The sequence below is a fragment of the Kribbella steppae genome, from assembly GCF_004342025.1.
In the GTDB taxonomy this organism is placed as follows: Bacteria; Actinomycetota; Actinomycetes; order Propionibacteriales; family Kribbellaceae; genus Kribbella; species Kribbella steppae.
Window position 1 is genome coordinate 127,903 of sequence record NZ_SLWN01000016.1, and the last position, 26,993, is coordinate 154,895.

At 68.0% G+C, this 26,993-nt stretch carries 31 protein-coding genes; 7 read left to right on the forward strand and 24 right to left on the reverse strand.

All coding sequences use genetic code 11. From position 1 onward, the window contains the following. Window positions 1–175: 175 nt before the first annotated feature. Window positions 176–2,311, reverse strand: a complete 2,136-nt coding sequence (locus tag EV652_RS36385; RefSeq protein WP_132214082.1) for a 3-hydroxyacyl-CoA dehydrogenase NAD-binding domain-containing protein — start codon at window positions 2,309–2,311, stop codon at window positions 176–178. After that, window positions 2,308–3,528, reverse strand: a complete 1,221-nt coding sequence (locus tag EV652_RS36390; protein WP_132214084.1) for an acetyl-CoA C-acetyltransferase — start codon at window positions 3,526–3,528, stop codon at window positions 2,308–2,310. The genes EV652_RS36385 and EV652_RS36390 overlap by 4 nt, the downstream gene beginning before the upstream one ends. Before the next feature lie 85 nt (window positions 3,529–3,613). Between EV652_RS36390 and EV652_RS36395 the strand changes: the two genes are divergently transcribed. Next, window positions 3,614–4,336: a MerR family transcriptional regulator gene (locus EV652_RS36395; RefSeq protein ID WP_132214086.1), complete on the forward strand. Its 723-nt coding sequence runs from the start codon at window positions 3,614–3,616 to the stop codon at window positions 4,334–4,336. A gap of 5 nt (window positions 4,337–4,341) precedes the next feature. Here the strand turns inward: EV652_RS36395 and EV652_RS36400 are convergent, their stop codons facing one another. The 6 genes from EV652_RS36400 to EV652_RS36425 form a co-directional block, all read right to left on the reverse strand. Beyond that, entirely contained in the window at window positions 4,342–5,568 is a 1,227-nt protein-coding gene (locus EV652_RS36400; protein WP_132214088.1) for a sugar ABC transporter permease, read from the reverse strand. Then, complete coding sequence (locus EV652_RS36405; protein WP_132214090.1) at window positions 5,565–6,350, reverse strand: ATP-binding cassette domain-containing protein; 786 nt, start codon at window positions 6,348–6,350, stop codon at window positions 5,565–5,567. Before EV652_RS36405 ends, EV652_RS36400 begins: the two co-directional genes overlap by 4 nt. After that, a complete protein-coding gene (locus tag EV652_RS36410; RefSeq protein ID WP_132214092.1) occupies window positions 6,350–7,408 on the reverse strand; it encodes an ABC transporter substrate-binding protein in 1,059 nt (352 codons plus the stop codon). Before EV652_RS36410 ends, EV652_RS36405 begins: the two co-directional genes overlap by 1 nt. Before the next feature lie 144 nt (window positions 7,409–7,552). Continuing rightward, window positions 7,553–7,819: a DUF6510 family protein gene (locus EV652_RS36415; RefSeq protein ID WP_132214094.1), complete on the reverse strand. Its 267-nt coding sequence runs from the start codon at window positions 7,817–7,819 to the stop codon at window positions 7,553–7,555. A gap of 14 nt (window positions 7,820–7,833) precedes the next feature. Next, window positions 7,834–8,568, reverse strand: coding sequence for a ferredoxin reductase (locus EV652_RS36420; RefSeq protein WP_132214096.1), 735 nt, complete (start codon window positions 8,566–8,568; stop codon window positions 7,834–7,836). Next, the gene (locus EV652_RS36425; RefSeq protein WP_132214098.1) at window positions 8,538–9,134 is read right to left on the reverse strand and encodes a molybdopterin-dependent oxidoreductase; all 597 of its coding nucleotides are present in this window, start codon (window positions 9,132–9,134) and stop codon (window positions 8,538–8,540) included. Before EV652_RS36425 ends, EV652_RS36420 begins: the two co-directional genes overlap by 31 nt. A 199-nt stretch (window positions 9,135–9,333) precedes the next feature. Here EV652_RS36425 and EV652_RS44300 point away from each other — a divergent pair, with 199 nt between their 5' ends. The 4 genes from EV652_RS44300 (at window position 9,334) to EV652_RS36440 (ending at window position 11,613) form a co-directional block, all read left to right on the forward strand. Beyond that, the gene (locus EV652_RS44300; protein ID WP_158441428.1) at window positions 9,334–9,474 is read left to right on the forward strand and encodes a hypothetical protein; all 141 of its coding nucleotides are present in this window, start codon (window positions 9,334–9,336) and stop codon (window positions 9,472–9,474) included. A gap of 249 nt (window positions 9,475–9,723) precedes the next feature. Then, window positions 9,724–10,347 carry a GAF and ANTAR domain-containing protein gene (locus EV652_RS36430; RefSeq protein ID WP_132214100.1) on the forward strand — a complete coding sequence of 208 codons (624 nt, stop codon included), beginning with the start codon at window positions 9,724–9,726 and terminating at the stop codon, window positions 10,345–10,347. After that, window positions 10,347–11,081: a GAF and ANTAR domain-containing protein gene (locus tag EV652_RS36435; protein WP_132214102.1), complete on the forward strand. Its 735-nt coding sequence runs from the start codon at window positions 10,347–10,349 to the stop codon at window positions 11,079–11,081. The genes EV652_RS36430 and EV652_RS36435 overlap by 1 nt, the downstream gene beginning before the upstream one ends. A 256-nt stretch (window positions 11,082–11,337) precedes the next feature. Beyond that, on the forward strand, window positions 11,338–11,613 hold the full coding sequence (locus EV652_RS36440) for a hypothetical protein (protein WP_132214104.1): 276 nt from the start codon (window positions 11,338–11,340) through the stop codon (window positions 11,611–11,613). A 3-nt stretch (window positions 11,614–11,616) separates the two neighbouring features. Here EV652_RS36440 and EV652_RS36445 read toward each other — a convergent pair whose 3' ends face one another. The 12 genes from EV652_RS36445 to EV652_RS36500 form a co-directional block, all read right to left on the reverse strand. After that, a complete protein-coding gene (locus EV652_RS36445; RefSeq protein ID WP_132214106.1) occupies window positions 11,617–12,759 on the reverse strand; it encodes an acyl-CoA dehydrogenase family protein in 1,143 nt (380 codons plus the stop codon). Between the two features lie 24 nt (window positions 12,760–12,783). After that, on the reverse strand, window positions 12,784–13,905 hold the full coding sequence (locus EV652_RS36450) for a CaiB/BaiF CoA transferase family protein (RefSeq protein ID WP_132214108.1): 1,122 nt from the start codon (window positions 13,903–13,905) through the stop codon (window positions 12,784–12,786). Window positions 13,906–13,939: 34 nt separating this feature from the next. Continuing rightward, the gene (locus EV652_RS36455) at window positions 13,940–14,326 is read right to left on the reverse strand and encodes a hypothetical protein (RefSeq protein ID WP_132214110.1); all 387 of its coding nucleotides are present in this window, start codon (window positions 14,324–14,326) and stop codon (window positions 13,940–13,942) included. After that, a complete protein-coding gene (locus tag EV652_RS36460) occupies window positions 14,323–15,045 on the reverse strand; it encodes an SDR family oxidoreductase (protein ID WP_132214112.1) in 723 nt (240 codons plus the stop codon). Before EV652_RS36460 ends, EV652_RS36455 begins: the two co-directional genes overlap by 4 nt. A gap of 15 nt (window positions 15,046–15,060) precedes the next feature. Continuing rightward, window positions 15,061–15,990: an RNA polymerase sigma-70 factor gene (locus EV652_RS36465; protein WP_132214114.1), complete on the reverse strand. Its 930-nt coding sequence runs from the start codon at window positions 15,988–15,990 to the stop codon at window positions 15,061–15,063. Between the two features lie 268 nt (window positions 15,991–16,258). After that, window positions 16,259–16,780: a Pycsar system effector family protein gene (locus EV652_RS36470; protein ID WP_132214116.1), complete on the reverse strand. Its 522-nt coding sequence runs from the start codon at window positions 16,778–16,780 to the stop codon at window positions 16,259–16,261. Between the two features lie 61 nt (window positions 16,781–16,841). Continuing rightward, window positions 16,842–17,459, reverse strand: coding sequence for a type II CBASS E2 protein (locus EV652_RS36475; protein ID WP_132214118.1), 618 nt, complete (start codon window positions 17,457–17,459; stop codon window positions 16,842–16,844). Window positions 17,460–17,471: 12 nt separating this feature from the next. Beyond that, the gene (locus tag EV652_RS36480) at window positions 17,472–18,284 is read right to left on the reverse strand and encodes an adenylate/guanylate cyclase domain-containing protein (RefSeq protein ID WP_199238604.1); all 813 of its coding nucleotides are present in this window, start codon (window positions 18,282–18,284) and stop codon (window positions 17,472–17,474) included. 499 nt (window positions 18,285–18,783) lie between these two features. After that, window positions 18,784–19,356: a DinB family protein gene (locus EV652_RS36485; protein ID WP_132214120.1), complete on the reverse strand. Its 573-nt coding sequence runs from the start codon at window positions 19,354–19,356 to the stop codon at window positions 18,784–18,786. A gap of 22 nt (window positions 19,357–19,378) precedes the next feature. After that, the gene (locus EV652_RS36490; protein WP_132214122.1) at window positions 19,379–20,839 is read right to left on the reverse strand and encodes a cobyric acid synthase; all 1,461 of its coding nucleotides are present in this window, start codon (window positions 20,837–20,839) and stop codon (window positions 19,379–19,381) included. A 5-nt stretch (window positions 20,840–20,844) separates the two neighbouring features. Continuing rightward, window positions 20,845–21,381, reverse strand: a complete 537-nt coding sequence (locus EV652_RS36495) for a YbaK/EbsC family protein (RefSeq protein ID WP_132214124.1) — start codon at window positions 21,379–21,381, stop codon at window positions 20,845–20,847. Next, window positions 21,378–21,677, reverse strand: coding sequence for a GNAT family N-acetyltransferase (locus tag EV652_RS36500; RefSeq protein WP_132214126.1), 300 nt, complete (start codon window positions 21,675–21,677; stop codon window positions 21,378–21,380). The genes EV652_RS36495 and EV652_RS36500 overlap by 4 nt, the downstream gene beginning before the upstream one ends. 158 nt (window positions 21,678–21,835) lie before the next feature. Here EV652_RS36500 and EV652_RS36505 point away from each other — a divergent pair, with 158 nt between their 5' ends. After that, window positions 21,836–22,717, forward strand: coding sequence for a Sco1979 family transcriptional regulator (locus EV652_RS36505; protein ID WP_500784505.1), 882 nt, complete (start codon window positions 21,836–21,838; stop codon window positions 22,715–22,717). A gap of 54 nt (window positions 22,718–22,771) precedes the next feature. Here the strand turns inward: EV652_RS36505 and EV652_RS36510 are convergent, their stop codons facing one another. Next, window positions 22,772–23,203 (reverse strand): organic hydroperoxide resistance protein, encoded by a 432-nt coding sequence (locus EV652_RS36510; RefSeq protein ID WP_132214128.1) that lies wholly within the window; start codon window positions 23,201–23,203, stop codon window positions 22,772–22,774. Window positions 23,204–23,243: 40 nt separating this feature from the next. Continuing rightward, window positions 23,244–24,197: a quinone oxidoreductase family protein gene (locus tag EV652_RS36515; RefSeq protein ID WP_132214130.1), complete on the reverse strand. Its 954-nt coding sequence runs from the start codon at window positions 24,195–24,197 to the stop codon at window positions 23,244–23,246. Between the two features lie 50 nt (window positions 24,198–24,247). Here EV652_RS36515 and EV652_RS36520 point away from each other — a divergent pair, with 50 nt between their 5' ends. Next, complete coding sequence (locus EV652_RS36520) at window positions 24,248–24,898, forward strand: TetR/AcrR family transcriptional regulator (protein WP_132214132.1); 651 nt, start codon at window positions 24,248–24,250, stop codon at window positions 24,896–24,898. Here the strand turns inward: EV652_RS36520 and EV652_RS36525 are convergent. Both EV652_RS36525 and EV652_RS36530 read right to left on the reverse strand, forming a co-directional pair. Further along, window positions 24,882–25,628 (reverse strand): sulfite exporter TauE/SafE family protein, encoded by a 747-nt coding sequence (locus tag EV652_RS36525; protein WP_132214134.1) that lies wholly within the window; start codon window positions 25,626–25,628, stop codon window positions 24,882–24,884. The genes EV652_RS36520 and EV652_RS36525 overlap by 17 nt on opposite strands. Window positions 25,629–25,781: 153 nt before the next feature. Beyond that, window positions 25,782–26,939, reverse strand: coding sequence for an SPFH domain-containing protein (locus tag EV652_RS36530; protein WP_132214136.1), 1,158 nt, complete (start codon window positions 26,937–26,939; stop codon window positions 25,782–25,784). Window positions 26,940–26,993: the final 54 nt, after the last annotated feature.

The window sequence follows — 26,993 nt, forward strand, 5'->3', positions numbered from 1 at the left end:
ATGACGTTTCGGGCACGGAGTCCACGCCCTCGACGATCCCGGTGCCGCCGGCGGTCAGGTGAATCGTTGGAGAAGTGGTAGCACGATCGCTCAAAAGCGCGTCCGGCGCAAGACCGTGCGCGCTGTTCTTTGTTCGAATGTGTGGGGTGTTGCTCGGATCGGTATCACTGCGTGATCAGCCGAAGGTCTCGCCGGCCTCGGCCTTGCGGACCAGCAGCGCGGGCGGCTCGAAGCGAGGTCCGTACGACGCCGCCAGCGCGCGCGACCTGGTCACGAAGGCCGGCAGCCCGAAGGCGTTGATGTACTGCAGCGCGCCACCGTGCAGCGGCGGGAATCCGATACCGAAGATGGACCCGATATTGGCGTCGGCGACGGAGCGTAGTACTCCCTCGTCCAGGCACTTGACCGTCTCCAGCGCCATCGCGAACGTCATCCGCTCCTGCACATCGAGCAGCGGTACGGCGTCCTGTCGCGGGAAGTGCTCCCACAGGCCCCGCCAGAGGCGCTTCGGCCCGTCCGCAGGGTAGTCGTAGAAACCCGCACCGGCCGCCTTCCCCCGGCGGTCGAACTCGTTCACCAGCTGGTCGGTCACCGCCATCCCCGGGTGATCGTCGAAGGCGCCCGCGTTGTCCCCGGCGGCGAGCGCCGCGTCGCGGATCTTCTGCGGCAGCGTCAGCGTGACCTCGTCGAGCATCGCCAGCGGCGGCGCCGGGAAGCCCATCTGGGTCGCGGCCCGCTCGATCGTCACCGGGTCGACGCCCTCGGCAACCATCGCGGCACCCTCCATCACCAGGGTGCCGAACACCCGCGAGGTGAAGAAGCCACGGCTGTCGTTGACCACGATCGGCGTCTTCTTGATCTGCCGGACCACGTCGTAGGCCTGGGCGATGGCCCGGTCCGAGGTCTTCTCCCCCACGATCAGCTCGACCAGCGGCATCCGGTCGACCGGCGAGAAGAAATGCATGCCGATGAAGTCGTCCGGCCGGTCGATACCGTCGGCGAGCGAGGTGATCGGCAGGGTCGAGGTGTTCGAGCAGAGCAGCGCGTCCGGCTCGACCACGCCGGCGATCTCGGCGAAGACCTTCTGCTTGAGTTCCTCGCTCTCGAACACGGCCTCGATCACCAGATCGCAGCCGGCCAGGTCGTTCGGGTCGGCGGTCGGCGTGATCCGGCTGAGGAACTCCTCCACCTGACCGGCAGTCGTCCGGCCCTTCTGCACCTGCTTCGCGAGCAGCTTCTCCGAGTACGCCTTACCCTTCTCGGCCGCCTCGAGCGAGACGTCCTTCAGCACCACCTCGATGCCGGCCTTCGCGCACACGTAAGCGATCCCGGCACCCATCATGCCCGCGCCGAGCACCCCGACCTTGCGGGTCCGGAACTTCGGTACGCCGCTCGGCCGCGAAGCCCCGGCGTTGATCGCCTGCAGGTCGAAGAAGAACGCCTGGATCATGTTCTTCGCGATCTGCCCGGTCGCCAGCGACACGAAGTACCGCGACTCGATCCGCGAAGCGGTCGCGAAGTCGACCTGACTGCCTTCGACCGCGGCACTCATGATCGCCCGCGGCGCCGGGTACGGCGCACCCTTCAGCTGCTTGCGCAGATTCGCCGGGAAGGCCGGGAGGAACGCGGCCAGCTTCGGGGAGGACGGCGTACCGCCGGGGATCTTGTAACCGTCGCGGTCCCATGGCTGCTTGGCGTCGCCGTCGTACGACGCGATCCAGCGGTACGCCGCATCGAGCAGGTCGTCGGCCGGGACGACCTCGTCGACGATGCCGACGGACTGGGCGTGAGCGGGCTTCATCCGCTGGCCCTGGAGGAGCACCTTCATCAGCGCGTCCTGGAGACCGAGCATCCGGACCGTGCGGGTCACGCCACCGCCGCCGGGGAGCAGGCCGAGGGTCACCTCGGGTACGCCGATCTCGATCCGGTTGTCGTCGGCAACGAGGCGGTGATGACAGGCCAGCGCGATCTCGAGCCCACCGCCGAGAGCGGCACCGTTGATCGCGGCAACGACCGGGATGCCCAACGTTTCCAGGGCTCTGAGCTGCCGCTTGACCTCTTCGAGGGTCTCGAAGACCTCGGCCGCGTTCTCCGGCTGGATCTTCGAGAGCAGCTGCAGGTTGCCGCCGGCAAAGAACGTCGGCTTGGCGCTGGTGATGACGACTCCCTTCAGCGAGTCCTTCTCGGCCTGCAGCCGCTCGACGGTCTGCCCCATCGCCGCGATGTAGGTCTCGTTCATGGTGTTCGCCGATGCGTCGGGATCGTCCATCGTCAGCGTGACGACACCCTCGACGTTGTTCCAGGAGATCATGCCGCAAGCCTCTCGATGATCGTCGCGACGCCCATCCCGCCGCCGACGCACAGGGTGGCCAGTCCGTACCGGAGCTCCCGCCGCTCCAGTTCGTCCAGCAGGGTTCCGATCAGCATGGCGCCGGTGGCACCGAGGGGGTGGCCGAGCGCGATCGCGCCACCGTTCACGTTCACCTTCTCGTGCGGTACGCCGAGATCCTTCATGAAATGCAGGACCGCGGCGGCGAACGCCTCGTTCATCTCGAACAGGTCGATGTCGCCGACCTCGAGGCCGGCCTTGGCCAGCGCCTTGCGGGCGGCCGGCGCCGGGCCGGTGAGCATGATGGTCGGGTCGGCACCGCTGACGCCGGTCGCGACCACCCGGCCGCGGGGAGCCTGGCCGAGCGCCTCGCCGGCCTTCTCGTTGCCGATCGCAACCAGGGCGGCGCCGTCGACGATGCCGGACGAGTTGCCGGCGTGGTGGACGTGCTCGATCCGCTCGACCGTCAGGTACTTCTCCAGCGCGACCGCGTCGAATCCGCCGTGCTCCCCGATCGCCGCGAACGACGGTGGCAGGCCGGCCAGCGTCTCGACCGTCGTACCAGGGCGGACCAGCTGGTCGTGGTCCAGGATCTGGAGGCCGTTGCGGTCGTTGACCGGGATGACCGAGCGAGCGAAGTAGCCGTTGGCCCAGGCCTTTGCGGCCCGCGCGTGCGACTCGGCGGCGTACGTGTCGACGTCGGTCCGGGAGAAGCCGTCGAGGGTCGCGATCAGGTCCGCGCTGATGCCCTGCGGGATGAAGTTCGTCTCGAGCGCCGTCTCGGGGTCCATCGCCCAGGCGCCGCCGTCGGAGGCCATCGGCACGCGCGACATCGACTCGACTCCACCGGCCAGGATGAAGTCCTCCCAGCCGGAGCGGACCCGCTGGGCCGCCTGGTTGACCGCTTCCAGGCCGGAGGCGCAGAAACGGTTGAGCTGTACGCCGCCCGTCGTCTCCGGGTAGCCGGCCGCGAGAACCGCCGTCCGGGCGATGTCCATGCCCTGGTCGCCGATCGGCGTGACGACACCGAGGACCACGTCGTCGATCGTCGCCGGGTCGAGGTCGGGATGCCGGTTGCGCAGCTCGTGCAGCAGGCCGGTGATCAGCTGGATCGGCTTGACCTCGTACAGCGCACCGGTTGGTTTGCCCTTGCCGCGCGGGGTGCGGATCGCGTCGTACAGGAAGGCTTCACTGGTCATGATGATCCCGTCGGTCGAGTCGTCCTCCCGATTGTGACAGTGCTGGTGTCACGATGGTCAAGTGGGGGTCGTTATGATCTCCGCCATGTCTGAAGTCGCGGGGGACGAAGCGACCCTCACTGTCGACGAGTTGTCGACGAGGGTCGGGATGACGGTGCGGACACTGCGTTTCTATGCCGGGCGCGGGCTGATTCCGCCGCCGATCCGGCGTGGGCGGGTCGGGTACTACGGGCCGGAGCACATCGCGCGGCTGGACCTGGTGCGTGAACTGCAGGCGCACGGGTTCACGTTGTCGGCGATCGAGGGATACCTGGACCGGATCCCGACCGACGCGACACCGCAGGACATCGCGCTGCACCGGACGCTGCTGACTCCCTGGATGCGAGACCTGCCGGAGACGTTGGATCGGTCGGCGCTGGTACGTCGTACCGGCCGCGAACTCAGCGATGACGACATCGAGATGCTGGTCGCGCTCGGCGTGGTCGAGCCCACCCCGGACGAGGACGTCTTCCAGGTCGCGACCGCTCACCTGAGCCTCGGCGTCGAGCTGCTCGACCTGGACCTCCCGGTCGAGGCGGTGCTGGACGCCGGCCGCATCTTCACCGAGCACGGCCGTGCGATCGCCGAGGAACTCACCGAGGTCTTCCGCACCAAGGTCTGGCCGCACTACCGCGACTCGGGTGGACCGCCGGAGCACATTCAGCAACTGGTCGAGCGGTTCAAACCGGTGACGATTCAGGGTCTGGTGCTCGCCTACGAACGCGCAGTGGGCGAAACCCAGCGCGACACCATCCGCCGACGTCGCTGAGGCCCTCAGGCGCGGCCGTGAGATGTCCTGGTACGGCGGGCCAGCGAGTCGACTCCTACAGCCAGGAGCAGGACCACGCCGGTGACGAAGAAGCGGTAGGACGAGTCGAGGCTGAGCAGGGTCAGGCCGCTGGAGATGGATTGGATGACCAGGACTCCCAGGACGGCGGCGAAGGCGGTGCCGCGGCCGCCGAAGAGGGAGGTGCCGCCGATGACGGCAGCCGCGATGGCGTTGAGGTTGACGTCGCCGCCACCGCTGGACTGGTTCGCGGCGGCCAGGCGGGCGGCGCCGAGGACTCCACCGAAGGCGGCGAGCGTCGTACAGATCGCGAACGTGGAGGTGTAGACGAGCCGCACGTTGATACCGGCGCGACGAGCCGCCTCGACGTTGCCACCGACCGCGTAGACGGCCTTGCCCCACTTGGTCGACGTCAACGTGTAGTGCAGCACCAGCGCGAGGGCGACGAAGAGGACGAACATCCAGCCGATCCCCCGCGCCCGGTTCAGGTACCAGACCGCGAACCCGAGGCCCACCACCAGTACGCCGCTGCGCACCAGCAGGAACCGGGTCGACCGTGCGGACAAGTTCGCCGTACGACGTTTGCGCGCATGCTGGAAGCCGATGCCGAACAGCACGCCCGCAGCCGCGACCACGAGCGCGTACGACAACCACGCCGGCACGAACGACAACTGCGCGAACTCCACCAGCCCGGAGTCGAACGGCAGGTTCACCGATCCGATCGCACCGAGCGCCTTCAACTGCAATCCGAGGAACGACAGCAACCCGGCCAGCGTGATCACGAACGCCGGAATCCCGACCCGGTTGTAGATCTCGGCGTACAGCAGCCCGATCGCGCATCCGGCGACCAACGCGAGCAACACCGCCGCCCAGGCCGGCCACCCCTCCTTCACGAAGAGGATCGCCGTCAGTGCCGCCGACAACCCGCTGATCGACCCGACCGACAGATCGATCTGGCCGACCAGCAGCACGCAGACGATGCCGAGGGCAATGACCCCGACCGGGACGCACTCCATCAGCAGATTCACCAGGTTGGTGCTGGACAGGAAGATCGGGTTCATGATCTGCAGCACCACGCAGATCACCAGCAGCCCGGCGCCCACCGGGAGTACGCCGAGCTCACCGGCCCGGACCCGGTCCACCAGGGCCGTCACCGACCCGCGCAGGCCGGACGCCTGCCGGAGCCGCTCGTCGGTCAGGTCGGCAGCGGTCACCGCTCAGCTCCTTCGTTCGGTACGGCGTCCTGCACCCGGGCTGCCCGTTGCGCGACGACGTTGTCCGCGGCACCCGTGATCGCCGCGACGATCTCCTCCGACGACGTACTCCGCGCGTCGAACACCCCGTTGTTCCGGCCGAGACGCAGTACGACGACCTGGTCCGCAACCGCCCGTACGTCGGCCATGTTGTGGCTGACCATGATCACGCCGTGGCCGTTCTCGCGGAGCCGGTCGATCAGGTTCAGCACCTCGGCGGTCTGGGCAACGCCCAGCGCGGCGGTCGGTTCGTCCAGGATGATGATCTTCGGGTCGCCGAGCAGCGACCGCGCGATCGCGACCGTCTGCCGCTGACCGCCCGACAGCGCAGCTACCGGCAGCCGGACGGCCGGCAGCTTGGCGGACAGCTGCCGCAGCAGCTCCCAGGACCTGACCTCCATCGCGACGTGGTCGAGCCGGTACGGACCGAGCTCCTGGCCGAGGAAGAGGTTCTCGATCACGTTGAGGTTCTCGCACAGCGCGAGGTCCTGGAACACGGTCGCGATCCCGAGTTTGTGTGCCGCTGCCGGGCCCGGGATCGTCACCTCCCGGTCCTCGAAGGTGATGGTGCCCGCGTCCGGCGCGTGGACGCCGGACAGCACCTTGACCAGCGTGGACTTCCCCGCGCCGTTGTCGCCGACGATCGCGACCACCTGACCGGCGTCCACCGTGAGGTCGACGTCAGTCAGGGCCGCGACGGCACCGAAGTTCTTGCTGATGCCGTCCAGGTGCAGCGTCGCCATCAGCTCAGGCCCAGCTCCGTGCAGGCCGCCTTGTACTCCGCCGTGCAGACGTCGGCGATCTTCACCGCGAACCCGGGCTCCTTGAGGATCTCGGCGATGTTCTCCCGGGTCACGACGGTCGGCGTGAACAGCTCGGACGGGGTGTCGAACAGCGTCGTCTTCCCCTCCGGCTTGTTGCCCTGGGCAAACTCATGGGCGACCACGGCGGCCGCGTCGGCGACGATCTTGATCGGCTTGGAGATGGTGTTGTACTGGTCGCCGGAGACGACCCGCTGCAGCGCGGCCAGCTCGGCGTCGTTGCCGGTCACCGGCGGGACCTTGGCGCCGGCGGCCTTGAAGGCCGCGATGCTGGCGCCGCCGGTGCCGTCGTTCGCGGCGACCACGCCGGCGATCTGGTTCGGGAACCGGGTGATCTGTCCGCTGACCCACTCCTGTGCCTTCGGTGGCGCCCAGCCCGGGGTGTCGAACTCGGAGAGCAGCTTGTAGACGCTCGGGTCGACCGCGCTGTGGATGCCCTTCTTGATCAGGCCCGCCGCGGCGTCGGTGGGCGACCCGTTGACCTGCAGGATGCCGCCGGTCGCCTTCGTCGCCTTCAGCTGGTCGACCAGCGACTGGGCGATCATCTGGCCGATCTTCTCGTTGTCGAACGAGATGTAGTAGTCGGCCTTCTTGTCCGGGATCGGCCGGTCGTAGGCGATCACCGGGACGCCCTGGCTCTGCGCGGTCTGGACGATCGAGGCGGCCGCGGCGGAGTCGACCGGGTCGATCACGATCGCCTTCACGCCCTGGGCGAGCATCGAGTTCGCCTGCTGCTGTTGCTTGGCCGGGTCGGCGGCGGCGTTCTGGTAGAGCACGGTGCAGCCGGCGCAGAGCTCTTTCATCTTGGCCGTGAACAGCGGCGCGTCGAACAGCTCGTAGCGGGTCGAGGCGATGTCCGGCATCAGGAAGGCGATCTTCGCGTCCGAGCTACCACCTCCCGCGCCGCCCTCGTCCGCACCGCACGATGCCGACGCCAGCGCCACCAACCCAGCGACCGCCAACACCCCGAACCGTCTCATTCGCGCACACCTCTCAACCGATCCTGTTAACTTCGCATCAGATCGTGTTACAAAACCTCAGGTGTGTGCACGCTGTCAAGGTCCAGCCACGTAAAGAAACCCCAGCCAGTTCCCTGGCTGGGGTCTTGTGGTGCCGACCGACTGCTACTCGTTGGGGAGTTTGAGGTAGGTGAGTCCGCGGAGGTCCAGGTAGGTGTCGGTCGGGGTGGTGACGACGCGGAGGATTACGCCGTCGCAGCCGACGCAGCGGGCGACCAGCCCGGGTGCGTTCACGTACAGCCGCGTGTCGGCGAACACGCCGGTCTGGCCGCAGCCGGCGCAGCGAGCGATCGCAGCGGTGACGTCCACCGCGAACAGTTCGCTCAGGGCACCTGCGGCCGCGTTGCCGTCGAGATGCGTGGCTTCAGTCATCGCGGGCCTCCTGTCTATCCGAAACGTTCAGTTCTCACGCGAGCCGGGTCGTGCCCGACCGCGACCAGCAGGTCCGCCACCGTCTCCACGAACGGCGTCGGTCCGCACACGTACGTCGTCGGCGACTCGGCCGGCGTGAAGGCGAACCGCTCGATCACGTCCGCGTCGATCCGCCCGATCCGTGGCTCCCCCGCCGGCGCCTCCCGCGTGTACACGAGACGTACGTCGACGTGGTCCGCCGCGGCCAGCTCCTTCAGGTCGCCCACGTAGATCACCGAAGTAGGACGCCGTACCGAGTAGAGCAGCCGCACGGGCGCCGTGCTGTCCGCCGCTGCGTGCGCGCGCAGCATCGACATCAGCGGGGCGACTCCGGATCCTCCGCCGATCAGCTGCACCGGCTCCTCCTGCTCCGGCTTCCAGACGAACCAGCCACCGACCGGCCCACGGACCTCGAACTGATCGCCGACCTTCACCACATCGACCAAGTACGTCGAGACTTCGCCGTCCGGCACCTGCTCGACGGTCAGCTCGATGGTGTCACCGGCCCAGGCTGACGCGATCGAGTACGAACGGGAGGCCCGATAGCCATCCGGTGCGGTCAGCCGCACGTCGAGGTGCTGACCAGCCAGGTGTCCAGGCCACTCCGGTACGTCCAGAACCAGCGTCCGAGCGGTCGCCGTCTCACGCCGTACGTCGGTCACCGTGGCGACCTGCCAGCTCAGTCGCCGGCGTAGCGCTGTTCTTTCCATGGATCTCCGTACTCGTGGTAGCCGGCGGTCTCCCAGAAGCCGAGGTCCTCGGTGTCGGACAGGACCAGTCCGCGGACCCACTTGGCGCTCTTCCAGAAGTACAGGTGCGGCACGAGCAGGCGGGCCGGGCCACCGTGTTCGGGGTCGACCGGCTCGTGGTCGTATTCGTACGCGATCCAGGCCTGGCCGTCGAGCAGGTCGTCCATCGGCAGGTTGGTCGTGTACCCGCCGTAGCTGTGGGCGAGCGCGAAGTCGGCCGCGGTCTCGACATCGGCGAGCAGCGTGTCGAGCGAGACGCCCTTCCAGGTGGTCTCGAACTTCGACCACCTGGTCACGCAGTGGATGTCCTTGGTGATCTCCTCGGCCGGCAGCGCGAGCAGACCGGCCCAGTCCCACCGGTACACCTCACCCGTCTCCGTGGTGACGGTGAACTCCCAGTGCTCGGTCCGGATGTGCGGTGTCGGACCGGCGGACAGCACCGGGAAATCCTGCGTGACGTACTGCCCCGGCGGAAGGTCCGCGCCACCCCGTCGACGACCACTGAACCCCTCCGACACGATCCCCATGGCGACCTCCCTCTTCGCACCTGGAAGCAGTCAATCATGGCGCCGCCGGATGTCCAGCCTGCCGCCGATCATTTCGTCGGGCCGCGGCGCGCGATGAACGAGCGCCATGCCTGACCGAGGTCTAGAATTCAAGCTTGTTGTGCTGCTCGAGACCTCGGTGGCCGCGCGGATCGCGACGTGCCCCGGGAGGGAAGCACCTATGAGCGAATGGTTCGCCCTACGCCCTGTTCCCGGCACCGAGGTTGCGGCGCCGGGACCCAAACGAGCAACCGAGCGACGGCCGCCGGCGGAATCCGACCCGGAGGCGTCGCCGACCGAGGACGCACCGCCGGACGAGTGAGCGGTGCGGGGCCGACCTGATGGCGGCCCGTGTCGCGGATGAACGAGATTTCGGCAAGCCGACCGCTAGAGTGGGGCATCCGCCCGGCGGCGGTACAAGTCTGGACGGGAATGGGTGGATCAAGACCGCAGCGCCAGAGTGTGGGGGGCGATCAACACCATTGCCAGCAGCGATGGCGGATCTCCGTCCTTGCTGCACGCCGTGACGGCCTGTGCTCAGGTCTTGTCAGCGATGGGCGCCGGGTTGTCCATGACGCGTGACGGCGGGATCCTGGAACCGCTACTGGCCACCGGCCCGGAGGTCGGTGAACTCGACGAACTGCAGTTCGCGCTGGGTGAAGGACCGAGCGGCGACGCGATCGCCACCGGTGCGCCGGTGCTGGAGACCGACCTGGCCGGTGTCGCCGCGGGACACCGGTGGCCGGCGTTCGCGTCGGCCGGTGCCGAGCGCGGTGTGCGCGGCGCCTTCGCCTTCCCGATCGGCGCCGGGGCCGCCAAAGTGGGAGTGCTGAGCGTGTATCGAAGGGAGCCCGGGCCGCTGCAAGCCGATCAGCTGAGAGACGGGTTGGTGTGCGCCGACGCCGTGTTCGTCCTCGCCCTGGACCACCGTCGCGGCGTCAGCGCCGACCTCGACGGGGTGATCGAGGCCGCTTTCACCGCTCGCCGCGCCGAGGTGCACCAGGCCGCAGGCCGGGTCGCGGCCCAGCAAAGCATCAGCGTCACCGACGCTCTGGCGCTGCTGCGCGCACATTCGTACAGCAGCGGGCTGCCGTTGCACAGGATCGCCACCGATGTGATGGCCGATCGCCTCCGCCTGGCGTCCGATCCGGACGACACGGACTCACCGCAACCCGAGCTGGAGCAGGAGGACTGATGAGCGCATCGGACCGGAGGGTGCGGGAAGTGTTCATCGAACTGTCGGACACCCTCGTCGACGACTTCGACATCATCGAGTTCCTGGACCGCCTCGCGGCCCGGTGCAGTGAGCTGCTGGGGGTCTCGGCCTGCGGCATCCTGCTCGCCGACCATCACGGCGTACTGAACCTCGTCGCGGCGTCCACCGAACAGGCGCGACTGGTCGAGCTGACCCAGTTGCAGAATCACGAGGGCCCCTGCCTGGACGCGTTCACCAGTGGCCGTCCGGTCCAGGCCGGTGATCTACGCGACGCCGGCGCACAATGGCCCCGCTTCACCGCAGCCGCCGTCGCAGCGGGCTACCTCTCGGTACAGGCGATGCCGATGCGGCTGCGGGACACCGTACTGGGAGCGGTGAACCTCTTGAGCGAGGCCGCCGGGCCGCTCACCGACGACACGATCGCCCTCGGGCAAGCGCTCGCCGACGCCGCCACCATCGGTATCGTGCACCAGCGCGCTCAGGCCCGCCAGGAGGTCGTCACCGAGCAACTGCAAGCGGCTCTCGACAGCCGGATCCTGATCGAGCAGGCCAAGGGATTCCTCACCCACAGTCTCGGCCTGGGTGTCGACCAGGCATTCGCGGTGCTGCGGGCCTATGCCCGGGCGAACAATCGGCGCCTGACCGATGTTGCCCACGATGTCGTGCAGGGCCGGATCAGCCTCCGCGGCTCCGTGGAAGTGCCTCCGGCCTAGGCACCAGGGGTTCCGGATGACGGGGAGTGGCCATCTGGCGCACTGTCGGTTCCGGCGTTACTGTGAGCTTGCTTGTTGTGGCATGCCCCAGACCCCGGCGCCGGAATTGGCCGCGCTAGGGAGGGGTCGGTGTGGCACTCACGGGTTTGCTTCAAACGTCTGATTCAGTGGGAATCTCCGGTGCCGGGGGGCACTGTGTTCGATTGGTCGCCGCAGGATCGCCGCGATCGGGTGATCCTGCGGGATGGCGGCTGACATGACGCTCAGGGGCAAGAAGGTCGGGACCGAGTCCGACACCGTGCCGACCGGGTCGGAGTATCTGGACCGCCTCGCCCGCTCGGAGCGGCTCGAATCGTGGCAGCAGGATGAGCTGACCGCCGCACTGACGGTGGTCGACGCTCTCAATGCCGAACGCCGCCGGCCGGCCGGCGAGCCTCAGGTCATCGACATCCGGCTGATGATCTACCGGCGCCGGCTGCAGTACGAACTGGCGCAGCGCTACGCGTCGGACCAGGACCCGTTCGAGCACTGACGCCTACACCCCCATCGTCCGGCCGATGATTTCCTTCATGATCTCGGTGGTACCGCCGTAGATGGTCTGGATCCGGGTGTCCAGGTAGGCCTTGGCGATCGGATACTCGGTCATGAAGCCGTAGCCGCCGTACAGCTGCAGGCAGCGGTCGACCACCTTCTTCTGCAGCTCCGTGGTCCACCACTTCGCCATCGCCGCCTCGGCCACCGTCAGGGTGCCGGCGTTCAGTTCCTGGATGCAGCGGTCGACGAAGACGCGGGCGATCTGGGTCTCGGTGGCTATCTCGGCGAGCACGAACCGGCTGTTCTGGAACGAGCCGATCGGGCGGCCGAACGCCTTGCGCTCCTTCACGTAGTCGAGCGTCGTGGCCAGCAGATTCTCACAGGCCGCCGCCGCGACGACGGCGATGGCGAGGCGTTCCTGGGGCAGCTTCTCCATCAGATAGACGAAGCCCTTACCCTCCTCGCCGAGCAGGTTCTCGACCGGGACCTTGACGTTGTCGAAGAACAGCTCGGCGGTGTCCTGCGCCTTGAGGCCGATCTTGTCCAGGTTGCGGCCCCGCTCGAACCCGGGCATCCCGCGCTCGGCCACCAGCAGCGAGATGCCCTGGGCGCCCGCCGCGACGTCGGTCTTCGCGACGACGATGACGAGGTCGGCCAGGATGCCGTTCGAGATGAACGTCTTCTGGCCGTTCAGCACGTAGTGGTCGCCCTCGCGGCGCGCCGTGGTCTGGATGCCCTGCAGGTCGCTGCCGGCACCGGGCTCGGTCATCGCGATCGCGGTGATGGTCTCACCGGAGCAGAACCCGGGCAGCCAGCGCGCCTTCTGCTCGTCGCTGGCGTAGTCCAGCAGGTACGCCGAGTTGATGTCGGTATGGATCGCGAAGCCGACACCACTCGCGCGGGCCCGGGTCAGTTCCTCGATGACGACGGCGTTGAACCGGAAGTCGCGGGCACCGCCACCGCCGTACTCCTCCGGCATCATGAAGCCGAGCAGCCCGGCGTGACCGGCCGCGGTCCAGACCTCGCGCGGGACGATACCGGCCTCCTCCCAGGCGTCGTGATGCGGCACGATCTCCTTGTCGCAGAACGCTCGCGCGGTCTCCCGGAAGGCATCGTGATCGGCGTCGAAGAGCTGACGTTCCACGGGCGGTTTCCTCTCAAGCTGTGTTCAGTTCTGGACGGCGGCGCCGGTCTCCAGCAGATCGTCGATAGCGGTGATACCCCAGTCCGCGAGGGCCTCGCGGGTGTGCTGTCCGGCCCGCGCGGGCGGTCGGTCGAGGCTGGTCGGCGTACGGGAGAAGCGCGGAGCGGGGGCGGCCTGGCGGACGCCGTCCTTCTCCACAAAGGTGCCACGAGCAACGAGGTGCGGGTGGTCGGCGGCGAGCGGCAGAACCGGCGTGACGCATGCGTCCGAGCCGTCGAATGCTTCCATCCACTCGGCCTGGGTGCGTTGCAGGAAGGTCTCGATCAGCACCTTCCGGAGCTCGGGCCAGTTCACCGGGTCGTTGCGGTCCGGGGCGCTGATACCGAGCTTGCTGATGAGTTCGTCGTAGAACGGCTGCTCCAGCGCCCCGACCGCAACGTGCTTGCCGTCGGACGTCTCGTACACGTCGTAGAACGGTGCGCCGGTGTCGAGCAGATTCGTGCCGCGCTCCTGCTTCCAACTGCCGGCGGCGAGGGCGCCGAGCATCATCGTGGTCAGGTGTGCGGAGCCGTCGACAATCGCCGCGTCGACAATCTGACCGCGGCCGCTCTGCTGTGCCTCGTGCAGCGCGGCCAGTACGCCGATGACGAGGTACAGCGAGCCACCGGCGAAGTCGCCGAGCACGTTGGACGGCACCTGCGGCGGACCTCCCGCGCGCCCGATCAGGTGCAGGGCGCCGGACAGCGCGATGTAGTCGATGTCGTGGCCGGCGGACTGAGCCAGCGGCCCGTCCTGACCCCAGCCGGTCATGCGTCCGTACACCAGCTTCGGGTTGATCGCCTGCAAGTCGTCGGGTCCGAGCCCGAGCCGCTCGGCGACCCCCGGCCGGAACCCTTCGACCAGCACGTCGGCCTGCGCGACCAACTGTCGGACGACGTCGACCGCGGCCGGATTCTTCAGGTCCAGGGCCACGCTGCGGCGACCGCGGTTGACCAGATCGAGCTCGGGTGGACCGAAGGACAGGCCGCCGCCGGGCCGGTCGATGCGGAGGACCTCGGCACCGAGCTCGGCCAGCATCATGCAGGCGAACGGCCCGGGACCGATCCCGGCCAGCTCGACGACCTTGACCCCCTGGAGTGGACCCATGCCCGCTATTGTGACAGTGCCACTGTCACAGTAGTCAAGTCAGCGTGCGCGTCGCGGCCAAAGCGCTGGCCGGCACGAGCACACTCAGCGCGGTGACCACGGCCAGCACGACCGACCAGCCGGGCGAGTCGCCCTCGAGGTGCCCGAGGTGGAAGAACAGGTGCGGCACCGCGAACGCCAGGTACGCCAGCAGCGCGACGACCGTGAGCAGCCGATCGAACCGGATCGCCGCCGCGACCAGCACGATCGCCAGGCCGAGCGTCGCCCCACCGAAGTCGCGGAACAGATGCTCGCTGTACGGCGGCGTCCAATCGACCGTCGGCAGCTGGTAGAACTGCGCTGGAAAGAACGTCAGCCACACCCCGAGGACGAGCTGGTACGCCGCGAACACCACCAGGACGGACCGCACATAGCCCCTCATCCGACGTGCTCCTCAAACGTGATCCGCCCGAACGACGGCCCGTCGACGAGCGCCGCACCCGACGCGTAGGCGCGGAAGGTCTTACCGGGGACGCGCAGCGGCACGACCGGGCGCCGGGAGCCCCGGGCCGCTGCCCAGGCGCGGGCGAGTTCGATGACCTGCAAGCGATCCGGACCACCGATATCCGGCGCGCGACCGTTGACGGGCTGGGCGACTAGTTCGGTGAGGCGTACGGCGACGTCCTCGACCGCGATCGGCTGCAGTGTGATGGCCGGGGCGAGCAGGATCGGGAGGAACCGCTGAACGCTGAAGATGCGGTCGAGCAGGTCGTGGAACTGGGTCGCCCGCAAGATCGTGTACGACGTCCCGGACTCGGCGACGAGCCGTTCGACCTCGAGCTTGGACCGGTAGTACGGCAGCGGGATCCGGTCGATGCCCACGATCGACATGACCACCACCTGAGTCGTTGATGGCGTGGCTTGGAGCAGGTTGCGCGTCTGCTGCACGTCCCGCCGGCCGAGTCCGGTGGCGAGGTGGACGATCGTGTCGACACCGTCGACGGCCGAGTCGATGCCGCGGCCGGTGTTCAGATCTCCCGTGATCAGCCCTGGTCGCGTCGTGCGACTGAGGACGCGGACCTCATGGCCGGCGGCGCGGAGATGTTCGACGGTGGGCCGGCCGAGGGTGCCGGTACCGCCGGTGACGAGGATGGTTGCCATCTGGTGTCCTTTCGTTCACCAGCCCAGATCCGGTAGCCCTCCGATTTGTGACAGCTGGCCGACTGCGAAGGTGAGCTTGTCCGGATTCATCACGAACTCCAGATCGCTGATCTGGTCGCCGGTGAACTCGATGAAGCAGACGGCCTCGACACCTTCGGGGCTGACGGCAACGAGTGCGGGCCGGCCGTTCGCCTCGCCGAAGCGGGGTTCGATCCCGGCGCCGAACCGCTCCAGTACGCCCACCAGGTACCGGGCGACGCGGTCCCGACCGGCGATCGCGTTCCGGGCCGCGAACGTCTTGCCCCCGCCGTCGGCCCGCGACACGACGTCCTCGGCGAGCAACGACTCCAGCTCGCCGATCTCACCGAGCTGGGCAGCCGCGATGAACCGCTCGACCAGCTTCCGCCACTCCCCCGGGTCAACCCGGCGCTCACGCTGCGGCTCGGCGGCGACCCGCTTGGCCGCGCGGGACGCGAGTTGCCGCGCGTTGGCCTCGGAGGTGCCGATCAGCTCGGCAACCTCGCGATGGCTGTAGGCGAACGCCTCTCGCAGTACGTACGCCGCTCGCTCGGCCGGAGTCAGCCGTTCGAGCAGGAGCAGCAGGGCGAACGACACCGACTCCCGCTCGGCAACGACCGCCAAAGGCCCGAGCTCGTCGAACTCGGGTCGACCGGTGAGCACCGGCTCCGGCAACCACTCCCCGACGTACGTCTCGCGCCGTACCCGGGCCGAGGTGAGCTGCTTGATCGACAGGTTCGTGACCACCTTCGCCAGGAACGCGCCAGGATCCTTCACTGCCTCCTGGTCCACGCTCTGCCAGCGCAGCCACGCCTCCTGGACGATCTCCTCGGCATCGGACGCCGTACCGAGCATCCGGTAGGCGATCCCGAACAACCGCCCCCGGTGATGCTGGAACAGCGCCAACCCGTCGACACCAACACTCATTTGCCCATCCTCGCAGGCTTTCCGATGAGCCAACGGGTGCCCGAACCTCCGTCGCGGCTGATCGACGCGCCACGGCTGCGCCAGACCGAAGAGCTATCGACCGCCTCCGGCCGCGGACAAGGTCGGCCCGACCCAAACGTCAACGCGGTCGACGCGAACGGGCAGCCACGAACCACCCCGCGACAGACCGAGCCGTCTGGCCGCGCCGACTTCATACCAGCTGCAAGGTCACAACCGGCAGTCAGACGCCTCTCTGTAAGACTGCGTTCTAGATCGTGAGCGCGATGGCGATTGCGACACAGGCAACGCCGAGAAGCACGAGTGCGGCGAAGCCCTTCACGGCCTTGCCGCACGCCTCGAACTTGCGGTTGGCCAAGGCTGACAGGTCGATGACTTGTTGCCACGCATCGGTGCGCACGTCGACGTTACGGGTGTGCTCGGTTAACTCGTCCGTGGTGACGTTGAGCAATGTCGGCCACGCGAACCGGTTGATCGTGTTGTAGGTGACCTTGTTCCGGGGGCCGATGGCTCGGACGAGCCAATAGAGCGTGTAGGAGAACGCGACGAGCGTGAGCACGGCGAGCCCGCCAACGATGGCGGCCTCAGGCCAGCCGTGCTTGACGGCGGTCGCGATGGTCTTGGCGTTCGTCATCAGCATGGTCAGAGCAACGCCGACACCAGCGGTGAGGATAGTGGCCTTGGTGTCGGCGAAGCGGACCCAGTTAGCCATCTGATCCATCGACTGGAGTCCGCCGTCGGCGGGTTCTGCGTCGGGCTGGTCGTCGGGCAATGGGACGGACCCGCTCGCGGTGGCGGTTTTGGTTCTGGACGCAATGGTCGACTGCTGTCGGCTACGCCGCAACGGTTCGCACCCCCTCGACCGGCCACTTGCGGCTTATGCGCCACTCCGTATAGGCGGCGAGCCAGTGCGCCGCCCACGCAGTGGCGGTGGCGACGGTGTGTTCGTCCGGATCCCAGTCGTCGCGGCCGGCGACGCAGAGGTTGTCGTTGTCGTAAAGGTGCGGGGCGCGCTGCCACCTGCCGCCAGCGGTTGCACCGAGGCGGCGGTTGAACACCACGATGCTGGGCAAACCCTCGTCGCGTCGGATGAGGATGCCGACGTCGAACTTGCCGCGTCCGGTGTCGATGACGCCTCCCCAGCAGGGTGCTGATCCGTCCTCGGGGGCGAGGTATGCGAAGTGCGGGAAGGATCGGCGCATCGCGTCGATGTGCCGGTTCAGGCGGTCGGGGTTGTCCCACCAGACGGCTGGCCCGTTCTCGCCGTCATCGGGCTCCTCAGCACCGCCGTGGAAGGTGTGCTTAGCGACAGGGGTGACTGCCCCGTGAGTGACGTGGGTGAACGCGTCACCGCCGTTGGAGGTGACTCCGTCGAAGACGACCTCGCCGGTGCTGGTGACGAAACGGGCGGTGTTGATCCCGAAGTGGCTGAGCAGCGCGGGCATGGACATCGGGTGTGCCTCCTAGCGGCTGTGGATGCGGGACGTCGGGGTGCCGCCGAGGCGCTCGATCACGCCTGGGAGGTGCTTGACGGTATTGCGCCAGCGGTAGTCGTAGAACTTGTACGACTCGGTCTTGTCGTCGCGGGTATATCGTTTGGGCGAGTCTTCGTGCTCGACGAAGAAGGGGTAGTCGGGGAGCAGTTCGTGCAGTTGGTCGCCGACGACGATCTCCCATGAATCGGCCTGCTTCTCACACTTAGCGGCGAAGTTGGCTGCGAAGCCGAGAGGGTTGATCTCGCTGCGATCGTGGCTGCCGCTGCGCACGAAGGTCGTCGGACCGTAGTCAAGCCCGGCCCGCGCTTGGACATGGGCGATCCCGCGTCGGTCGAGCCACGGGTTGACCTCGTTCTCTACACCATCGAGGGCGAACGCGCATGCGCTGAGCGCCATGCTCGCGGTGAAGGACGGGTCGCCAGGGCTGAAGCCCGCGTACAGGCCGTCGCCACGAAGGCCGAGTGGGTGCCCACCGAACAGACTGACGACCTCGATGAAGCCCGAGAGAACGGCGTGTGCGAGGTCGACGACCTCGTCCTGGTCGTCCCAGAACGTGCGCCCGGTGAAGTTGGTGAGGTCGAGGAAGACCGAGACCATGCGGGCGGTGCGCCGCTCTCCGATATCAAGGCCCTCGAAGTCGGGGTGTCCGAGCGCTCGCGTCTCCAGCGCAGCGCTGGCGCTGTGTTGGACCGACTTCTCGAGGACCTCGTTGCGGTTGCGCCGGTGGGCGAAGTCGTTGATGACGGTTGCACCGAACTGTGAGCGCGTGTAAAGGCTCATCCTCGTCTCCTCCATGTGGGTGCAGCCGGGCCACTGCAGATGGAGGGCAGGGGCGGCGGCCACCGACATTCGCTCGGTGATGGTGTTCTTCGAGGCCGGAACCGCGGCGTGTCGGCGGGAGTCGTGCGGCGGTGCCCGCTAGCGTGCTGAGCACCCCGATGATGGTGTCGATCCGACACGCGAGCGGACATGATTCTCCTCAGCAGAGTTGGCCCTGAGGCGAAGACCGCCGATGATGACATGATTCAGGGCTACCCTCCTGCATACCAGCTGGTCGCACCGTTTTTCGTGGCGACACACCGCAGGTTTGGCGCCACGTCGAACGCAGGAGCCACCGGTTCGCTATCCGAGCCTTGGCATGAGCACCGTGGCGCTGTCGGGCTTGCGTAGAGGCGAACCACTGCATCCACGACTGACGAGACACCTCACCGGGCACCCTCAGCCGAACAGCAGCGTAGGGTTCGCGCCCGGGGTGCGGGTGGGTAGGTGGAGGACGGGATTAGACGCGGAAGCTTTCCGCGGCGTGCTGGATCTTGGTGTAGAACTCGGTCCAGCCGGCTTCGTCCATCATGTCGGCGTCGGCACCGCCCTGGCCGTCGATCAGCTCGCGGACGATGTCGGCGTGGCCGGCGTGGTGGGCGGTCTCGTCGACAACACGGACCAGCAGGGCGCCGAACGTCGTAGTGCGCTTCCCCTCGGCCCAGTGCGGGACCTCCGCCGGGGTGTCCAGCGGGAGCTCGGCGATACTCCGGTCGCCGTGTGCGCAGGCCTGTTTGTAGAGGTCGGTGATGTACGCCGTGCTCTCGGACGGCAGGGCCCACATGTCGGCGCCTTCCCACACCGAGCCGTCCTCCTCCCACGGCAACTGCTTCTCCGGTGGGCGGCCCACGCTCGTCCCGAGGTAGACGTACTCGACCCCGACGAGGTGCTTGACCAGGCCGAGCAGGTTGGTCCCCGACGGCACCAGCGGGCGGCGTCTGTCGTACTCGGACAGCCCGTCCAGTTTCGCCAGCAGCAACGCACGCGTGGCCTGGAGGTACTTCTGCAGCTCGGTCGCCAATGGATCCGTCATGCCGAGGACAGTAGCCGGATCGTCAGACAGTCTCCGGCGCACCCGGCGGGATGAACCGCTGCGCACTGGGACCGTGCTCGATCAGCTTCATCAGCGCCGAGGTGTCGGCATACGCGTCGATGGCGTCGGCGAGCCGATCGAGGCGAGCCTCACGAAGCGCGGCGAACGAGACGGTGCCGTCCGGCGCCGGCTTGCCGGTCAACTCGCCGACCTCGGTCAGGAACGCATGCCGCGCCGCATCCTCATCGAGTAACCCGTGCCAGATCGTCCCCCAGGTTGTCCCGACCCGGCACCCACCCGGGAAGTCGGCCGCCTCCCCCACGACCGTCACGACACCATGATGGATCTCGTACGCCGTCCGCGCCGGCCGGGCCAGCACCTTCTCGGCGGCGAACGACGTTGCTACCGGCAACAACCCGAGGCCGGTGTGCTCGCCACCACCCTCGACACCCTGCGGATCCGAGATCGTCCCACCGAGCAGTTGATACCCACCACAGATCCCCAGCACCGGACGTCCGGCCGCGACCCGAGCGGCCACCGCATCGGCCAGCCGGTGCTCCCGCAACCACTGCAAGTCCGCCACGGTCGCCCGCGATCCCGGCAGTACGACGAGATCCGCGTCACGCACCTCCGCCGGGCTGGTCGTGAAGAACACACTGTTCGTCGGCTCGACGGCGAGCGCGTCCAGATCGGTGAAATTGCTGATCCGCGGGAACCGGACGACGGCGACGGTGAGCACATCGGCCGACGAAGTCCGTCGTACCGGAATGTCCAGCGCATCCTCGGAGTCCAACCAGAGCTCGGGCAGCCACGGGAGTACGCCGTACGTCGGCCGGCCGGTCGCGGACGCCAGCATGTCAATCCCCGGCTGGAGCAGCGACACGTCACCGCGGAACTTGTTCACCAGGAATCCGCTGAGCAGCGCCTGATCCGAGGCGTCCAGCAGCGCAACCGTGCCGAACATCGACGCGAACACTCCCCCGCGATCGATGTCACCGACAACGACCACCGGCGCCTGGGCGTGCTGGGCAAGGCCCATGTTGACGTAGTCCGACTGCCGCAGGTTGATCTCTGTCGGGCTGCCCGCGCCCTCGCTGATCACCACGTCATACCTGGACGCCAGGTCGTCGTACGCCGCGAAGGCGGCCTTGGCCAGCTCGGCCCGCTCGGTCAGGAATCCGCGCGCGGTGAGCTCACCCCACGGCTCGCCCATCAGCACGACGTGGCTCCGGCGATCGCTGCCGGGTTTGAGCAGCACCGGATTCATGGCGGCCTCCGGCTCGGCACCGGCGGCGACGGCTTGGATCCACTGGGCCCGGCCGATCTCGGCGCCGTCGGCACAGACCATCGAGTTGTTCGACATGTTCTGTGCCTTGTACGGCGCCACCCGCACACCCTGCCGCGCCAGCCACCGGCACAGCCCGGTCACCACGGTCGTCTTACCCGCGTCGGACGTCGTACCGGCGATCAGCAGTGAACCCACGCGGGCTACCCTAAATGCGAGGCGAGTTCCAGCACTTCGGCGGTGGAGAGCTTGGCGAGGTCGGCGCCGTCGACGAGCAACTTCGAGGCGCGGATACCGCTGCCGATCACGACCGGTCCGGCGTTCGCGACCGCCGCGTCGACCAGCACCGGCCAGTCCGCGGGCAGTCCGATCGGCGTGATGCCGCCGTACTCCATCCTGGTCGTGCTGACCGCGTCGTCCTGTGCGGCGAACGAGATCTTCCGGACCCCGAGGTGCTTGCGGATCACGCCGTTCACATCCGCCCGGTGGGTGGCGAGCACCATCACCGCGGCGTACGTCGACTCACCGGCTCGCTTGCCGTGGACGATCACGCAGTTCGCCGACGCGGCCATCGGTACGTCGTACTCCGCGCAGAACGCGGCCGTGTCGGCCAGGCCGGGATCGATCGCGGCCGCGTAGCCCGGGATCGATCCGAGACCGTCGCGGACCGGCTCGGCCAGCAGTTCCGGCACCTCGGCGGCAGGTCGCCACTCGATCTTGCCCAGCACCGGCCCGGTCATGGGGCCTCCCGCTTCACGAGGTCGGCGTACTCGGTGTGCTCGGCGAGGTAGTCCTGGTAGAACGGGCAGGCCGGCTTGACCCGCAGCCCGAGGGCCCGCGCGTCGTCGAGCGACTTCGTGGCGATCCGGCCGGCCACGCCGCGGCCGCGGAAAGCGGGCAGCGTCTCAGCATGCAAGAAGGTGATGACACCGGGGTGCAGCTTGTAGTCGACGAAGCCCATCAGGTTGCCGTCCGAGTCGACTGCTTCGTAGCGGTTCCGCTCCTTGGCGTCCACCACGCTGATCTCGTTCTTCATGCCCGCCACTCTAACCAGGCGGCCGCGGCGGCGTACCCGGAGTAACTTAGTGAGCGGCTTACCGCCAGTTGGCGTGGACAGGCGGTAGCATCGCGGGCTGAAATGGGTGAGTGGACGGGGTGCGGGGTCTCCCCGCCAACCCCGAGCGAGGCGAGGGCGTGGGTGCGGAAGTGACGGTGTCTGGTGGAGACGGTGGACCGACCGCTCTCCGGATCATGCTCGGCGGACAGCTGCGGCGGATGCGGGAGCAGGCCGGGATCAGCCGTGCCGACGCCGGCTGGCAGATCCGCGCCTCCGAGTCCAAGGTCAGCCGGATGGAACTCGGCCGGGTCGGGTTCAAGGAACGCGACGTCAGCGACCTGCTCGAGCTCTACGGCATGCAGGACGAGGTCGAACGCTTCCGGCTGATGGAGCTGGCCCGGGCGGCGAACAACCCCGGCTGGTGGTCCCGGTACGGCGACGTGATGCCGAGCTGGTTCACCAACTACGTCGGCCTGGAGGTCGCGGCGACGCTGATCCGGACCTACGAGGTGATGTTCGTCCCGGGGCTGATGCAGACCGAGGAGTACGCGCGGGCCGTCGTACAGATGGGCAGGGCGTATCTCCCCGCGGAAGAGATCGAGCAGCGGGTCGCCCTGCGGGTGACCCGGCAGCAGATCCTGAACCGGGTGAACCCGGCCCGCCTCTGGGTGGTCATCGACGAGTCTGTGCTGCGTCGCCCGGTCGGCGGTGAGGACATCATGCGGGCCCAGATCGAGCACCTGATGAAGTGGGCGCAGCAGCCGAACATCACCTTGCAGATCATGCCGTTCAGCAGCGTCGGCTACCCGGGCGCGGGCGGTGCGTTCAGCATCCTGCGGTTCCCCGAGGGCGACTTGCCGGACATCGTCTACATCGAGCACGCGGCCAGCGCGCTGTACCTCGACAAGCTCGAAGAGGTCGACGAGTACGTCGCGATCATGGAAGCCCTCACCATCGCGGCGGCCCCGGTGTCGCAGACCGAGACCCTGCTGAAGGAAGCCCTGGCCCGGATGGACTGAACCCCCGGGACCGTCAGGTTCCCAGGGGTTCGCTGCCGCTCTCGGTGTGAGAGCTCAGGCGACCTTGAGGTCGACCTTGATGTTGCCGCGGGTGGCGTTGGAGTACGGGCAGACCTCGTGGGCCTTGGCGACCAGCTCCTCGGCGATGGCGCGGTCGACGCCGGGCAGGCTCACCTCGAGCACGACCTCCAGGCCGTAGCCGGCGCCGCCGTTGATCGGGCCGATGCCGACCTCGGCGGTGACGGTCGAGCCGTCGGCGTCCTGGCGGGTCTTGCGCGCGACCAGCTTGAGCGCGCTGTGGAAGCAGGCCGCGTAACCGGCCGCGAACAGCTGCTCGGGGTTGGTGCCCTTGCCACCGCCGCCCATCTCGACGGGCGGCGCGACGACGACGTCCAGCTTGCCGTCGTTCGTGGCGACCTTGCCGTCGCGACCACCCTGGGCCGTCGCCTTGGCGGTGTACAGAACCTTCTCTACTGCGATCGTCATTGTCAGTGTTCTCCTGGGGAGGGCGAGATCCGCGGAGGGATCAGCGGGTGGGGTCGAGGACGAGCTTGCCGACGGTCCGGCGGGCTCGCAGATCTTCGTGGGCAGAGGCGACATCAGACAGGGCGTACTCGCCACCGACGATCGGGGTGAGCTTGCCGGTCTCCGTCAGGTCGAACAGCTCGGCCAGCGGGTCGCCCAGCAGGGCGGGATTCCCGAAGCAGTCGGCCAGCCAGAAGCCGGCGATCGTCTTCGAGCCCTTCATCAGCCGGCTCGAATCGATCGGCGCGGCAGCCTGGCGGGAAGCGGCACCGAAGGTCACCAGGCGGCCGAAGCGAGCGAGTGCGGCGAACGACTCGTCGAACGTCGGTCCGCCGACCATCTCCAGCACGATGTCGACCGGCTTGCCGCCGTTCGCCTCGAGGATGCGGTCCTTCAGACCTTCCGGCTCACCGTCGATCGCCGCATCGGCACCGAGCTCGAGCACCTGCTTGCGCTTCTCCTCGCTGGATGCGGTCGCGATCACCCGACCGGCACCCCACAGCTTCGCGAGCTGTACGGCGAGGGACCCGACACCACCGGCACCGGCGTGCACCAGCACGGACTCACCAGGCTGGAGATGCGTGGACGTCTTCAGCAGGTGCCAGGCCGTGGTGCCCTGCAACACCAGCGCGAGCGCTGCGCCATCACTGACACCTTCCGGTACGTCGAAGGCGTACGGCGCGTGCGCCACAGCCTGCTCGGCGTACCCGCCGGAACCGACGAGTGCGACCACACGACGGCCATCCGCCGTACGGCCGACGACCTCACCGCCCGGGATCAGCGGCAGCTCGGTCTTCGACAGGTAGCTGTTCTCCACCTGGTGGGTGTCCGCGTAATTGATACCGGCGCGATCCACGGTGATCAGCACCTGTCCCTCACCGGCGACCGGCTCCGGAACGTCGCTGATCTTGAGGACCTCGGGCCCGCCGAACTCGGTGATCTCTATCGCTCGCATACACCGTACTATACACTGTACGTTATGGATGTCGAAGGGAGGTGCGTCACATGGCACGAACGCCGCGCAACACCCTCAGCTCCGAGCTGATCGTGCGAACCGCGCTCGACCTGATGGAGTCGAAGGGCACCGATGCGTTCAGCCTGCGCGGGGTGGCCGCGGAGCTCGGTGTCGGCCCGATGGCGCTCTACACCTACTTCCGCAACAAGGACGATCTCTACGACGCCGTCCGCGACCACCTGATGGGTCTGCTGCCCGCCGTACCGCAGGATGTGGCGTGGCCCGACCAGGTGCGTGCGGTGTGCCGGAGCCTGCGGTTGCTGATGCTCCAGCACCCTTGCCTTGCGCAACTACTGGCGGGCCGCCCGTTGAGCGGTCACGAGACAGCGCGGGTCGCGGAGGGACTGCTCGGAGTCCTGCGGGCCGCCGGGTTCGACCCGGAGACGGCGGCCCGGACGCACACCACCTTGTTCACCTACGTGCTCGGGGCAACGTCCTGGGAGATCCAGATGGCCGCCGAACGACGGGATCCCGATTCGTGGCGACGTCTCCGGACGACGATGGAGTCGCTCTCGGCGCGGGACTTCCCGTCGGTCGTCGAGCTCGCCCCGGAACTGGCCCGGACCACAGGCGGCGACGACCAGTTCGACTACGGCCTGGACCTGCTGCTGGCGGGCCTCGAGGTCAGAACACCATCGTGACGATGGCGACGATGCCGATGCAGACGATCAGGATGCGCAGCGCGACCGGCGGGAGCTTGCGGCCGTAGCGGGCGCCGAGGAAACCGCCGAAGGTGGAGCCGACCGCGATCAAACCGGCCGCCAGCCAGTCCACGTCGGCGACGATGATGAACAGCACCGCGGCGACCGTGTTCACGACGGTCGCGAGGACGTTCTTCAGACCGTTCATCCGCTGCAGGTCCGGATCCAGGCCGAGCCCGAGGATCGCCATCAGCAGCACGCCCTGGGCGGCACCGAAGTACCCGCCGTAGATGCCGGTGGCAAACACCGCCGGGATCACCCACCACGCACCGCGGTGAGCGTGCGCGGGGACACTGATCCAGTTCTTCAGCCACGGCTGCAGGGCGACCAGCAGACAACCGAGCAGGATCAGCACCGGTACGACGGCATGGAACGCGGAGTCGGGCAGGGTCAGCAGCAGAACCGCCCCGACGATGCCACCGACCAGCGAGGCCGGCATCAGCCGGATCATCCGGCCGCGCTGGCCCTCGAGCTCACGCCGGTAGCCGATCGCACCGGCCGCCGTGCCCGGTGCCAGACCGACGCTGTTGCTGACGTTGGCGAGCACCGGCGGGATGCCGACGGCAAGTAATGCAGGGAAGGTCAACAGCGTGCCCGACCCCACCACAGCGTTGATCGTGCCCGCGCCTACCCCCGCCACCAGGACGAACAGCGCCTCGAACCATGTCATCGATGCCAGACTTTACGCACCTGACCGGTCGGTCCGCTCAGCAGTCCGTCCGTTGAGCAGGCAACCTTCGATCGTTACACCGGCACCCTGGGTCTGCCGGACAGCACAAAGCCTTCCCAGGTCGCCCTGGGAAGGCTCTGTCTTTCAGTGTGTTCAGCGCTCGAGCGGCGGCTCGGGCGACGGCGGAACCGGAGGCTCCGAGTTCTGGCTGACCGCGGGCGGCACCTGCTGCTGGCTGCGGGTGCTGACGGCCGCGTTCTTCGCGGCGGCGATCGCTTCCGCGACCGCGTTGTCGGCCTCGGCCAAGGCCGCGTCGGGCGTGCCGTCCGTGGCGCGCTCGATCTCGGGCGCGTGGCCGTCGGCGAGCTCCGGCGCCTGCCAGGAACCCTCGGCCTTCTGCGGGATACCGGCCACCTGGCCGACCGCACTGCCGAGACCCTTGAGCGCGTCGCCGATCTCGCTCGGCACGATCCACAGCTTGTTCGCGTCGCCCTGAGCGATCGACGGGAGCATCTGCAGGTACTGGTAGGCGAGCAGACCCTGGTCCGGCTTGCCGGCGTGGATCGCGTTGAAGACCGTGGTGATGGCCTGCGCCTCACCCTGGGCCTTCAGGATCCGGGCCTCCCGCTCGGCCTGTGCGCGCAGGATCCGGGACTCCCGGTCACCCTGGGCGGTGAGGATCGCGGACTGCTTCTGGCCCTCGGCCGACAGAACGGCGGACTGCCGCATACCCTCGGCGGTCAGGATCGCGGCGCGCTTGTCGCGGTCGGCGCGCATCTGCTTCTCCATCGAGTCCTGGATCGACGGCGGCGGGTCGATCGAGCGCAGCTCGACCCGGTTGACCCGGATCCCCCACTTGCCGGTCGCCTCGTCCAGCACGTACCGGAGCTTCTCGTTGATCTCCTCACGAGAGGTCAGCGTCTGCTCCAGGTCCATGCCACCGATGATGTTGCGCAGCGTCGTCATGGTCAGCTGCTCGATCGCCTGGATGTAGTTGGAGATCTCGTACGTGGCCCGGACCGGGTCGTTCACCTGGAAATAGATGACGGAGTCGATCGACACCATCAGGTTGTCCTCGGTGATGACGCCCTGCGGCGGGAATGCGACGACCTGCTCGCGCATGTCGATGGTGTAGCGAACCTTGTCGACGAACGGCGTCAGCAGGTTCAGACCGGGCTGCAAACCGGTCTTGAACTTACCGAATCGCTCGACGATCCCGACGGTCTGCTGCTGCACCACCCGGACAGACTTGATCAGTGTGACGATCACCAGCAAGGCGACCAATGCCAACACTACGAGGAACGCGGTCACTAGACCCTCCACTCGACAGAACCCTCAGGACGGACAGTCTTTCCTATCGACGGT

Coding starts and splice junctions, on each gene's coding strand:
- EV652_RS36385 (WP_132214082.1), bottom strand. CDS start 2,311: ATGATCTCCTGGAACAACGTCGAGGGTGTCGTCACGCTGACGATGGAC.
- EV652_RS36390 (WP_132214084.1), bottom strand. CDS start 3,528: ATGACCAGTGAAGCCTTCCTGTACGACGCGATCCGCACCCCGCGCGGC.
- EV652_RS36395 (WP_132214086.1), top strand. CDS start 3,614: ATGTCTGAAGTCGCGGGGGACGAAGCGACCCTCACTGTCGACGAGTTG.
- EV652_RS36405 (WP_132214090.1), bottom strand. CDS start 6,350: ATGGCGACGCTGCACCTGGACGGCATCAGCAAGAACTTCGGTGCCGTC.
- EV652_RS36410 (WP_132214092.1), bottom strand. CDS start 7,408: ATGAGACGGTTCGGGGTGTTGGCGGTCGCTGGGTTGGTGGCGCTGGCG.
- EV652_RS36415 (WP_132214094.1), bottom strand. CDS start 7,819: ATGACTGAAGCCACGCATCTCGACGGCAACGCGGCCGCAGGTGCCCTG.
- EV652_RS36420 (WP_132214096.1), bottom strand. CDS start 8,568: ATGGAAAGAACAGCGCTACGCCGGCGACTGAGCTGGCAGGTCGCCACG.
- EV652_RS36425 (WP_132214098.1), bottom strand. CDS start 9,134: ATGGGGATCGTGTCGGAGGGGTTCAGTGGTCGTCGACGGGGTGGCGCG.
- EV652_RS44300 (WP_158441428.1), top strand. CDS start 9,334: ATGAGCGAATGGTTCGCCCTACGCCCTGTTCCCGGCACCGAGGTTGCG.
- EV652_RS36430 (WP_132214100.1), top strand. CDS start 9,724: ATGACGCGTGACGGCGGGATCCTGGAACCGCTACTGGCCACCGGCCCG.
- EV652_RS36435 (WP_132214102.1), top strand. CDS start 10,347: ATGAGCGCATCGGACCGGAGGGTGCGGGAAGTGTTCATCGAACTGTCG.
- EV652_RS36440 (WP_132214104.1), top strand. CDS start 11,338: ATGACGCTCAGGGGCAAGAAGGTCGGGACCGAGTCCGACACCGTGCCG.
- EV652_RS36450 (WP_132214108.1), bottom strand. CDS start 13,905: ATGGGTCCACTCCAGGGGGTCAAGGTCGTCGAGCTGGCCGGGATCGGT.
- EV652_RS36455 (WP_132214110.1), bottom strand. CDS start 14,326: ATGAGGGGCTATGTGCGGTCCGTCCTGGTGGTGTTCGCGGCGTACCAG.
- EV652_RS36460 (WP_132214112.1), bottom strand. CDS start 15,045: ATGGCAACCATCCTCGTCACCGGCGGTACCGGCACCCTCGGCCGGCCC.
- EV652_RS36465 (WP_132214114.1), bottom strand. CDS start 15,990: ATGAGTGTTGGTGTCGACGGGTTGGCGCTGTTCCAGCATCACCGGGGG.
- EV652_RS36475 (WP_132214118.1), bottom strand. CDS start 17,459: ATGTCCATGCCCGCGCTGCTCAGCCACTTCGGGATCAACACCGCCCGT.
- EV652_RS36480 (WP_199238604.1), bottom strand. CDS start 18,284: ATGAGCCTTTACACGCGCTCACAGTTCGGTGCAACCGTCATCAACGAC.
- EV652_RS36485 (WP_132214120.1), bottom strand. CDS start 19,356: ATGACGGATCCATTGGCGACCGAGCTGCAGAAGTACCTCCAGGCCACG.
- EV652_RS36495 (WP_132214124.1), bottom strand. CDS start 21,381: ATGACCGGGCCGGTGCTGGGCAAGATCGAGTGGCGACCTGCCGCCGAG.
- EV652_RS36500 (WP_132214126.1), bottom strand. CDS start 21,677: ATGAAGAACGAGATCAGCGTGGTGGACGCCAAGGAGCGGAACCGCTAC.
- EV652_RS36510 (WP_132214128.1), bottom strand. CDS start 23,203: ATGACGATCGCAGTAGAGAAGGTTCTGTACACCGCCAAGGCGACGGCC.
- EV652_RS36515 (WP_132214130.1), bottom strand. CDS start 24,197: ATGCGAGCGATAGAGATCACCGAGTTCGGCGGGCCCGAGGTCCTCAAG.
- EV652_RS36520 (WP_132214132.1), top strand. CDS start 24,248: ATGGCACGAACGCCGCGCAACACCCTCAGCTCCGAGCTGATCGTGCGA.
- EV652_RS36525 (WP_132214134.1), bottom strand. CDS start 25,628: ATGACATGGTTCGAGGCGCTGTTCGTCCTGGTGGCGGGGGTAGGCGCG.